The organism is Lysobacter enzymogenes, from assembly GCF_017168095.1.
In the GTDB taxonomy this organism is placed as follows: Bacteria; Pseudomonadota; Gammaproteobacteria; order Xanthomonadales; family Xanthomonadaceae; genus Lysobacter; species Lysobacter enzymogenes_D.
Map to the genome: position 1 here is coordinate 1 of NZ_LXSD01000657.1, position 8854 is coordinate 8854.

General features: G+C 62.4%; 10 protein-coding genes and 1 tRNA gene. 7 read left to right on the top strand and 4 right to left on the bottom strand.

The window, feature by feature from the left end:
* Positions 1-148: 148 nt before the first annotated feature.
* Positions 149-241: transfer RNA gene (locus A7A76_RS25225), tRNA-Ser, on the top strand.
* Between the two features lie 100 nt (positions 242-341).
* Here A7A76_RS25225 and A7A76_RS27125 read toward each other — a convergent pair.
* Positions 342-539, bottom strand: a complete 198-nt coding sequence (locus A7A76_RS27125; RefSeq protein WP_428995237.1) for a helix-turn-helix transcriptional regulator — start codon at positions 537-539, stop codon at positions 342-344.
* Between A7A76_RS27125 and A7A76_RS25235 the strand changes: the two genes are divergently transcribed.
* Together A7A76_RS25235 and A7A76_RS26005 are read left to right on the top strand one after the other, a co-directional pair.
* The gene (locus A7A76_RS25235) at positions 511-825 is read left to right on the top strand and encodes a GGDEF domain-containing protein (protein ID WP_206413904.1); all 315 of its coding nucleotides are present in this window, start codon (positions 511-513) and stop codon (positions 823-825) included. The genes A7A76_RS27125 and A7A76_RS25235 overlap by 29 nt on opposite strands.
* 77 nt (positions 826-902) lie before the next feature.
* Complete coding sequence (locus A7A76_RS26005; protein WP_277425887.1) at positions 903-1037, top strand: hypothetical protein; 135 nt, start codon at positions 903-905, stop codon at positions 1035-1037.
* A gap of 622 nt (positions 1038-1659) precedes the next feature.
* Here the strand turns inward: A7A76_RS26005 and A7A76_RS25240 are convergent.
* Complete coding sequence (locus A7A76_RS25240) at positions 1660-2280, bottom strand: hypothetical protein (protein WP_206413905.1); 621 nt, start codon at positions 2278-2280, stop codon at positions 1660-1662.
* A gap of 644 nt (positions 2281-2924) precedes the next feature.
* Here A7A76_RS25240 and A7A76_RS25245 point away from each other — a divergent pair.
* From A7A76_RS25245 to A7A76_RS25260, 4 genes are all read left to right on the top strand, one after another.
* Positions 2925-3116 carry a hypothetical protein gene (locus A7A76_RS25245; protein ID WP_206413906.1) on the top strand — a complete coding sequence of 64 codons (192 nt, stop codon included), beginning with the start codon at positions 2925-2927 and terminating at the stop codon, positions 3114-3116.
* A 33-nt stretch (positions 3117-3149) separates the two neighbouring features.
* Positions 3150-3440, top strand: a complete 291-nt coding sequence (locus A7A76_RS25250; RefSeq protein ID WP_206413907.1) for a hypothetical protein — start codon at positions 3150-3152, stop codon at positions 3438-3440.
* 908 nt (positions 3441-4348) lie between these two features.
* Positions 4349-5263 carry a hypothetical protein gene (locus A7A76_RS25255; protein ID WP_206413908.1) on the top strand — a complete coding sequence of 305 codons (915 nt, stop codon included), beginning with the start codon at positions 4349-4351 and terminating at the stop codon, positions 5261-5263.
* A 22-nt stretch (positions 5264-5285) separates the two neighbouring features.
* Positions 5286-5759 carry a hypothetical protein gene (locus A7A76_RS25260; RefSeq protein WP_206413909.1) on the top strand — a complete coding sequence of 158 codons (474 nt, stop codon included), beginning with the start codon at positions 5286-5288 and terminating at the stop codon, positions 5757-5759.
* A 367-nt stretch (positions 5760-6126) separates the two neighbouring features.
* Here the strand turns inward: A7A76_RS25260 and A7A76_RS25265 are convergent, their stop codons facing one another.
* Together A7A76_RS25265 and A7A76_RS25270 are read right to left on the bottom strand one after the other, a co-directional pair.
* Positions 6127-7830, bottom strand: a complete 1704-nt coding sequence (locus A7A76_RS25265; RefSeq protein WP_206413910.1) for a sensor domain-containing diguanylate cyclase — start codon at positions 7828-7830, stop codon at positions 6127-6129.
* Between the two features lie 196 nt (positions 7831-8026).
* The gene (locus A7A76_RS25270) at positions 8027-8758 is read right to left on the bottom strand and encodes a metallophosphoesterase family protein (protein WP_206413911.1); all 732 of its coding nucleotides are present in this window, start codon (positions 8756-8758) and stop codon (positions 8027-8029) included.
* Positions 8759-8854 lie beyond the last annotated feature (96 nt).

Consider the following 8854-nt stretch of genomic DNA (forward strand, 5'->3'; position numbering starts at 1 on the left):
CCCCCCCCCCGGATCGACGCGCCGCGGGCGCTATTGGCGCGGCCGAAGCCGCCCCGACGCGGCGCCCGGCGGACAACTTGTCCCGCGCCGCCGCGCCGGCTAGAATCCCTGGCCCTGCACGGCCCGCCCACGGCGGCCGGACAGTTCCGGAGAGGTGTCCGAGTGGTTGAAGGAGCACGCCTGGAAAGTGTGTAAGCGTCTAAACCGCGCTTCGGGGGTTCGAATCCCCCTCTCTCCGCCAGACCAATAAAAGAGCCCCTAAATTTAGGGGCTCTTTTATTGCCTAGGATTTGGTACCCATGTCTCTACCCGCCGTCGCGAGCGCGCTTTCTGCCCGCGATCTAGGCCCGAATTTCGGAATCCAGCCAACGCACATTCGTACCGTCCTCGTCAGGAACTGAGAAGGGGAGCTCGCCCCTTGCGATGCGCTGATAGATCGCCGACTTCTTGAGCCCCACCTTTTTCTCTACTTCCTCGCTCCGTAACAGGCGTTCATTTGCAGGCAAGCGATTGAGCAATCGCTTTAGCTCAATCGACATATTGGGTCGATACAGCGACGATGAACTGCTGCTATTGATGCCCGATGCATCGCAGGCGGGAGCAATGAATCTAACCGAGCATCTACGCCGTGCCATCGCTGATAGTCCGCTGTCTATCGACGGTCGTTCGCTCTTCGCGAACCTGAGCATTGGCGTTGCGCAGTTGCACCGGCACGAATCGGCCGATGCACTGCTAAAGCGCGCCGATAACACGCCGTACCCAAGCAAGACCCGCGGACGCGGCCGAGTTTCCCGGGCATGGAGAGCAGCCGACGCCATGCCCTGAGCGCGTGTTATGCGGCCTGCATCGCATACATGGCGGCGATTCTCACTCAGCCTCAGTCACTAACAAGGGGATCGCCAATGCAACGAAAAATCGCCGTGTTGCTGGTGTGCGTCGTCGCCGTCCTAGCCACCACGGCCTGCCGCCCTCCGAATAATTCCGAGTTCGTGCTGGCAATGACGACGTTATCCAGTGTGAAAAACATCGAAAACTGACTCAATGCAACGCCCGGCTTTGGCCGGGCGCTGCAGTTCGCTCACCTGCATATCACCGAATCTTGCCGCTCGAATGACGGCCAGCCCGCAGAGGAATCTACAGATCCTTAGCGTCGGTGCGAGGTCACGGTTTACCCGGTTCTCGAACGATCACGGTTCCGCCCGTGCATTTGGGGGCGCAACCGCTCCCACCGGGATTGGGGGCGCCGCCGCCACCGCCACCACCACCGCCACTATCAGGGCCGCCACTACCACCTCCTCCCGGCGGCTGAATGACTTGATTGACCGGCATACGAGGGCCACCCATGAAAACCTGTAGATCATCACTTCGGGTGTAACTCACACAGGTGGTGGCATTGCAGATTAGAAACACATCTCCAGGCATTTGCCTATATGCGGATTCTTCAAGCAAATTCCGATCTACTACCCTCAAATACGCCATCGTCGGATCATCTGCTGCCGGCGTTTCCAATTGACATGACTTTACGCATCGATAGGCTCCATACATTCCGGGCTTCCCAGTCGTCACGCTTCCAGCATAAGAATAGATCCCGATCGACGCAGCCAGCGCAACCGACACACACAACACCACCAACTTCAATCTGCGCATCCGCTCCCCCTTTTAATTTTTGCAACATGTGGCGTACAGCTTTCTGGCCAAAGCATCTGCCTCGGCCATCGTCTCTGGAGAAAGATTCTTCGTTTGATAGTCCGTCAGCTCCCTTGGAATCGTTCCCGGGGCCGACATTTCTACGAGGCGATAGTAGGCATAAGAACGCATGAGATCTTTTGGAACCATGACGCCGCTCTCGTACGCACCCGCATACCACATCATCGCGTTAGTATCCCCCTTTTCGACCAGCGCACTCATATAGCCATTTGCTTTCCGCTTGTAGCGCTCTACCGCCGCGGGATCAGCAAGCATCTCCGTCGTGCTGCGGAAGAAGGCGCGGGAATTTATGGCGTATAGCTTCTGCGCGACCGTGTCGCCGCCATCCGCAGCTTTTTCCAACCACATCCCCTGCTCTGACAAAAGATCGGCGGAGTTCTCGCAATCTTTTCGGATGCGCTGCTGATCGGCGACGTACTGGCTACCGGACGCCCCCCCTCGCTCAAATGCTTCTGCGGTCTGCTCCATCGTCGAAATATCAACCTGATTTGCGCACTCGTACAGTTTCAGGTGAATCAGTAATGCCGCCCGGGCGTCCCCCGCTTCAGCGCGGGCGCGGAGCTGTGCGACCACCTCTCGCGCGTTCCCAGGGGGAGGAACAACGGACTCGCCCTTAGAACGAGCAACCCTATGTCCAGTAGCGCCACGTTTTTTTCTTTCTTGATGCTCGCTATCGCCGTTCGGTTCATGACTCTGGGCCGACTGAATCCCCGCCGTGCGACCTGCCTCGTTCGCGCTATCAAGAAGCCGCGACTCTCGCGTCAAGAACAGATATGTGCCGCACGCCACAGCGAGCAACGCCAGAACGGAAAGCCACAATGCGCGCTTACTCCACCTGTTTTTTTGCCGTTCACTTGCAGCCATAAGAATCCCTCTAGCCACTTATTTCTCTCAAGATCAGCCGTCTGAGGGCGATGCCACTTAATGGCCTGGCAGTGACTCAGCTAAGCTGAACGCGACAGGCCGGCGTAAGGAAACTAAGACGGAAATTTTAGTGCTCGGTCCGATTAGCCTTGCCCTGTTCCAGTATGCAAACCACTTTAGCGCAAAAATCGCTATCAGATCAATGAGCAAATATCTGCACAAAAAAATCACATAATCGGTGAAAGACGCCATAATTTTTACCACCTTATTGTGAGGGCGACTTATACACTTCCACCGACTCGGGAATACGTGGCATCTCATCAAGCCCGTCCGCAGCTCATACGAGACTGCGCGTGTCCACGTTTACCGCTGTCGATCTGTCGCGCCTGCCGCCATCGCTGGTGGTGGAGGCGCTGGATTACGAATCCATCCTGGCCAAACGCGTTGCCGAGTTCCGAAAGCGCTTCCCCGCGCACACCGAACTGACCGACTCCGACCCTGTAATGATGCTGTTGCGGGAGAACGCCTATCGAGAAATCGGCTGACGCCAACGCGTCAACGACGCGGCGAAAGCCGGCATGATCGCCTATGCGGTCGGCGTCGATCTGGACCATATTGCGGCCCGCGACAACCTGCTACCCTATGTGACCGAGCCCGGCGACCCGCAGCGCGGCGTGCCGCTGACGATGGAGAGCGATGCGGACTTTCACCGTCGCATCCAACTCTCGCTCGAAGGGTTTTCCGTTGGCGGCCCGGAAGCCGCCTCGGTCTTGTCCTTGATGACGTGCGCCAACGCCATTTCAACAATGAAACTCTCGTTCTCGGCTTCCTCAACCGTCCAATCGCCGGACGAAGACCGAAACCCATGAACCGTGCATTGCGAAAACCCGAGCTTGTCCGGTTTCTGCTACAGATAGAGCATTGTGTCTTCGGATAAGCGGAACGGCGGTTTGTTCTTCGGCAAGGACTTGAGAATTTCCAACGCCTCGGCGCACAACGGCACCACGAGTTCCCGCCCTTGATTCGTTCCGGCGAGATGGTCCACCGAGCTTTGTCTAGATCAAATTCGCGCCAGTTCGAGCCCGCGGCTTCTTCGGTACGTACCACCGTAAGGATCGTAAATCGCAAAGCCTTCGCCGAGCGGCCGGCGCGTTTGTACAGCGTCGCCATAAGCGCCGACACTTTCGCATACGGCATTACGGCATGGTGCTTTGCCTTCTTGATCTTGGACGCCTTCAGCAACGCATGCTCTAGGTGGCCTTTTATTCGCACCGGGTTTTCGCCCGCCACCAAATTTTCATAGTGAGCGAAACCCCATATACGCTCGATACGCCCACACAACCGCGTAGGCGTCTCCGTCTTGTCCATCCATATTTTGCGGAGGCAGCACCGGATTGCCCAGGCAGACACCCACCGCCGCATTTATCCGCCCCGGGTGATGGCGAGGATGCAGTCGGCGCCCGCGACCGCCTCGATGTGTTCGGCCTGATCCACCAACCTCGTATGGTCTCGGTCGTCGGCGCCCCATTAAACCTGCGCTCGTTGACGCAGCCATAGGTAAACGATCTGCGCGCAATGCCCAAGAAATGCGCATTATTTTTCTCGCGGAAAAAAATTGCGGACGAATAAGCTCATCGATAGATAGGAAGGCGAGCACCACATGTCGTTTATAACCCGCAAGCCATCGTGCAGCGTACTTCTATTTGCGTTTAGCCCCTGCTGGGCCATCCAGTAGCATTGCCCTCAGAGAAATAACCGGTGCCGAGAGGGGTTTCTGATGAATCCACGTGAACGGAAAGAAGTTGCACGGCACGGGCCCACATTGTGGCTTTCCGTTCTGACGTTGCTCGCTGTAGCCTGCGGGGTCTATCTGTTCCTGACGCGAGAGTCGCGGCTTCCAGATCGCGAGATCGAGATGGGCGGCACGAAGGCAATTCGGTCGGCCGAAAGTATCGAGCCGAGCGCTGGCGATAGCGCACATCAAAAAGACAAAAATCGCACTTCTGCTGGGCGTAGGACTGCTCGCTCCGGGGACGAGTCCGTTGTCCCGCCTCCCGGGAACGCGCGAGAAGTGGTCGCACAGCTTCGGGCCAAAGCTGAGGCGGGAGATGCGCGAGCAGCTCTATTGATTCACTTGAAGCTGTACGAGTGCGCGAATCAGGACGATGTCTCGACGATGGCGAAGACCGCAGAGGCCTTTGAGCGCGGTGGCGCATCCGGCAGCGAGTACATCGCCATGAAGCAGCGCATTCGAAAGGATTGCGAGAACTCTGCCGATCTTCTATCCGAGCAGGGAAAGTGGCTGGAAAAAGCTGCGGATGGTGGCGACACGGTTGCTCAAAGACTGTACGCCATAAATTCGCGCGCGTTCTTTCGCAGCGCGACGGACATGCTTGCCGATCCCGCAGCGGTAGAGCGCTACAAGCGAAAGGCCCGTGGGTATATGAGCGCCCTAGTCGAAAAGGGCGACACCAACACGATGATGTGGTACTCGGGCGCGTATGAGGGCGGAGTCATGGCGACCAAGGATCCCGTACGTTCCTACGCGTACTACCGCCTCATCGAGTTGTCGGCGCCGGGAACGACGTCCAAAGAGCTGATGGACCACAAGGCGAAGAATCTTTCTTCCGAAGAGGTGGCTGAGGGCGATGCCTTGGCTAGGAAGCTGTACAGCACGTGCTGCAAAAACTAGGGGGAGGCAACGGATGCGTAGATTGAAACTGGTTGCATGGTGCGTGTCGGTTGCGTTGGCTGCGTCGGCGGGCATCTATTCTTATGCTGGAAGCGTGACAACCGGGAAGCCAGGTACGTATGGGGCGTATCGATGCATGACATCGTGTCAGTTGGGAACATCGGCGCCAGACAGGCCGACGCTCGAATACTTAAACGTCATGGATAGCCATTTACAGGAAGACTCCGCTTATAGACGAATGCCGGGAGATGTCTTTCTGATCTGCAATGCGGCCATCTGCGTGAACTACAGCCGTAGCGATGATCCGTACAACTACATCGGCGGCCCGCGCATACCGGTCAATCAGGTCATCCCCTCGCCAGGAGGCGGCGGCTCAGGCGGCCCCGACGGCGGCGGCAACGGCGGCGGTGGAGGCGGTGGCGTACCCAATCCCGGAGGTTGCGCACCCAAATGCACGGGTGGAACCGTCATCGTTCGAGATCCAGGCAAGGCGTAATGGCGGGCTGTTATTTAGGCTCCGCAGACCCTCTTCGGGTTGACCGCCATACACGCCGCAGGATTCGATGTCGCTAGAAGGGCCCGAGGAGTCGATAAATACGGGCAGTGCGCGCCATGCGGCCGGCGTAGCCCACGCACAGGCCGTCGCCCTCTTCTCCGTGTCGTACCCATAGTTTGGGCGGCGGGGATAGCTGACGAAATGGACCTACGTGGAGCGCCATTTATTTAAAAACAAAGGCTTACAGAAAAACATAGAGCCAGCATGGACCGATATAGCGGGTAATGACGGCCCCTCTCTCCGCCAGATCGCGAAAAGCCCCCGGGATTCCGGGGGCTTTTTTGTTTGCAGCGCGCACGCGCGCGCCTCACGACGCCGCCTGCGCCCACTCCTCGTCCCCGCTGACCCGCCCGCGCCCATTGCGCTTGCTCGCATACAACGCGCTGTCGGCGCGCTTGAGCAGTTCCACCGCCGGTTCGCCGGCGCGCAACTGCGCCACGCCCAGGCTCAGGTCGATGTCGATCAAGGCGCCGTCGATCGCGAACGGGCTGGCGGCGATCGCCTGGCGCAGTTGCTCGGCCACGCGCAGCGCCTCGGCGAGCGCGGTGTTGGGCAGCAGCAGCACCATTTCGTCGCCGCCGTAGCGGCCCAGGCAGTCGTCGGCGCGCAGGCGGTTGCCGACGCGCTTGGCGACGATGCGCAGCACTTCGTCGCCGATCGCGTGGCCGTAGGCGTCGTTGACGAGCTTGAACCGGTCCACGTCGATGAACGCCGCGCACAGCGGGCGGCCGCTGGCGTGCGCGCCGGCGACGGCGGTGGCCAGCGCGTCCTCGAACGCGGGCCGGGCCAGCACGCCGGTGAGGCCGTCGTAGGCCGCGCGCTGGCGCGCGGAGTCGCGGTCGCGGCTGAGCTGGCGCACGGCGCTGCGCAGGATCGCGCCGTGCTGGTGGGTGAAGCCCCACAGCAGCGCCAGCCCGCCGAAGGTGATCGCCCAGGGATAGGCGAAATGCAGCCATTCGTAGTTCGGCCACCATTTCGCCTGGCCGCCGATCCGGAACACCAGCACCGTCATCAGCGGCGCCCAGGCCACCAGCAGGATGAACGCCTCGGTCCGGCGCGCGGCGATCGCGCGCACGCAGCCCACGACGATGGCCGCGATGACCACCAGCAGCACGCCGTTGCCGAAGAACGAGGTCCACGGCCAGACCTGGAACACCGACACCGCCAGCAGCGCGCCGAGCACCGCGCTGCAGGCGTCGAGGACGCGGGTCACGCGCGGCTGGGTCGCCGGCAGGTCGAGGAAGAAACGCAGGAAGCGCACGCTCGCCAGCACCGCGGCGGTGTTGAGCAGGATCGCGGTGCGGCGGTCGGTGGCGATCGCCGCCAGCAACGGATTGGCGCGGAAATCGCCGCCCTCGATCGCGAAAGTGACGACCTGGGTCAGCAGGGTCGCGGCCAGGTAGCTGTAGCCGCGCTGGCGCAGCGAAATCGAAAAGCCGATCGCCAGCAGCGCGATCACGCCCAGCGCGGTCAGGAAGAAGGTGCGGGTGCGGTTGTAGGCGCCGTCGCGGGCATTGATCTCCTGCAGCGGCTCGATCGAGAGCGCGGAGACGACGTTGGAGCTGGACCGGATCCGCAGGAACACCGATTCGCCCGCGCGCAGGCCTTGCGGCAGCGGCACCACATGGGCGAGCGCGGAGTGGGTCAGATCGCGGTCGGGGCCGTACAGCGAGCGGCGCACGCCGAGGCTGTCGCCGGGGCGCCAGACTTCCAGGCGTTTGAAGAACGGTTGCGACATGACCAGTTGCGGCGAGTCGCCCGGGTCGATGTCGCGCAGCGCCGTCAGCCGCCACCAGCGCGCCTGCGGCCCGCGCATCAGGATCGAATGCCCCGGCACCGTCCGGAACAGCGCCTGCGCCTGCGGCGAGCGCACGAACTGATAGGACTGGTCCGGCACGTCCGCGGGCAGCAACGCCAGTTCGAACGGCGCCGCCGGCTGCGCGCCCAGCGCCGGCCACGGCGCCAGAGCGCACGCCAGCAGCCACACCATGATGCGCAACGCTCGGGCCATACGACGATCCATGGGCTCTCCCAGCCTTATCCGGCGAGGATAGCGTCGCCGACGGCGAACGTCGCCGAAAATCCGAACGCGCAACGCGCGCGCGCCGCGGATGCGCACGCGCAACCTCCGCCGTGCGCCGCTCGTCGCCGCGCGAGCGGCTTGCGCGCGCCGAGCCGGCGAACCGCGACCCTGTCCGAACGCCGCTTCACATTCGCCCGGTCGCCAGCGCCTTGGCCCAGTCCGGCCGGCCGTTGCGCTCGGCCAGCGCGGCGGCGGCGTTCCAGTCGTATTCGACTTGCAGCAACTGCGCGTCCCAGCCGTCGGCGCCGCGCTCGACGATGGCGTAGCGCGCATGCGGGCTGGCGTTTTCGACTTTGTGCGGATGCGGCCGCTCGCTGGCATAGGCCTGCAGGCCGACGCTGCCGGGATTGACGATCAGGCGCCCGTCGGCGAGCCGGGCGATGCGCGGGGTGTGGGTGTGTCCGCACAGGATCAGCCGCGCGTCGCTGGCGCCGGCGCGCGCATCGATTTCCTGCGCGGTGGCCGCGCGGATGCCGTCGGCGTCGATGGTTTCCAGCAGCGGCTCCAGATCGCTGGCCGGCGTGCCGTGGACCATCAGCACCTCGCCCAGGCGCCGGCTCGGCGGCAGCGACTGCAGCCATCGGCGCTGGTCGGGGCGCAGGCGGGCGGCGGCGTAACGGTCGGATTCGCCCATGCGTTCGGGCGGATCGTGCAGCACCTGGCGTTCGTGGTTGCCGGCGATGGTCGGCCAGCCCAGTTCGATCAGGCGATCGCAGGTGTCGACCGGCCGCAGCGGGCCGGACAGCAGGTCGCCCAGATCGAGCACCTGCTCGACGCCGCGGCGGTCCAGGTCGGCCAGCACCGCTTCGAGCGCGGCGAGGTTGCCGTGGATATCGGAGACGACGGCGATGCGCATGCGCGGATCATAAGCGTTCGCGCCGCGGCGGTTCGCGACGGCCGTCCACCGCCGTGCCGGCGCGCCGCAACCGCGACGCCGGGCGCTCGCGCGGCC

Bases quoted from the DNA above. Each gene is read 5' to 3' on its own strand.
- A7A76_RS27125 (WP_428995237.1), bottom strand. From the start codon at position 539: ATGTCGATTGAGCTAAAGCGATTGCTCAATCGCTTGCCTGCAAATGAA.
- A7A76_RS26005 (WP_277425887.1), top strand. From the start codon at position 903: ATGCAACGAAAAATCGCCGTGTTGCTGGTGTGCGTCGTCGCCGTCCTA.
- A7A76_RS25250 (WP_206413907.1), top strand. From the start codon at position 3,150: ATGATCGCCTATGCGGTCGGCGTCGATCTGGACCATATTGCGGCCCGC.
- A7A76_RS25255 (WP_206413908.1), top strand. From the start codon at position 4,349: ATGAATCCACGTGAACGGAAAGAAGTTGCACGGCACGGGCCCACATTG.
- A7A76_RS25265 (WP_206413910.1), bottom strand. From the start codon at position 7,830: ATGGCCCGAGCGTTGCGCATCATGGTGTGGCTGCTGGCGTGCGCTCTG.
- A7A76_RS25270 (WP_206413911.1), bottom strand. From the start codon at position 8,758: ATGCGCATCGCCGTCGTCTCCGATATCCACGGCAACCTCGCCGCGCTC.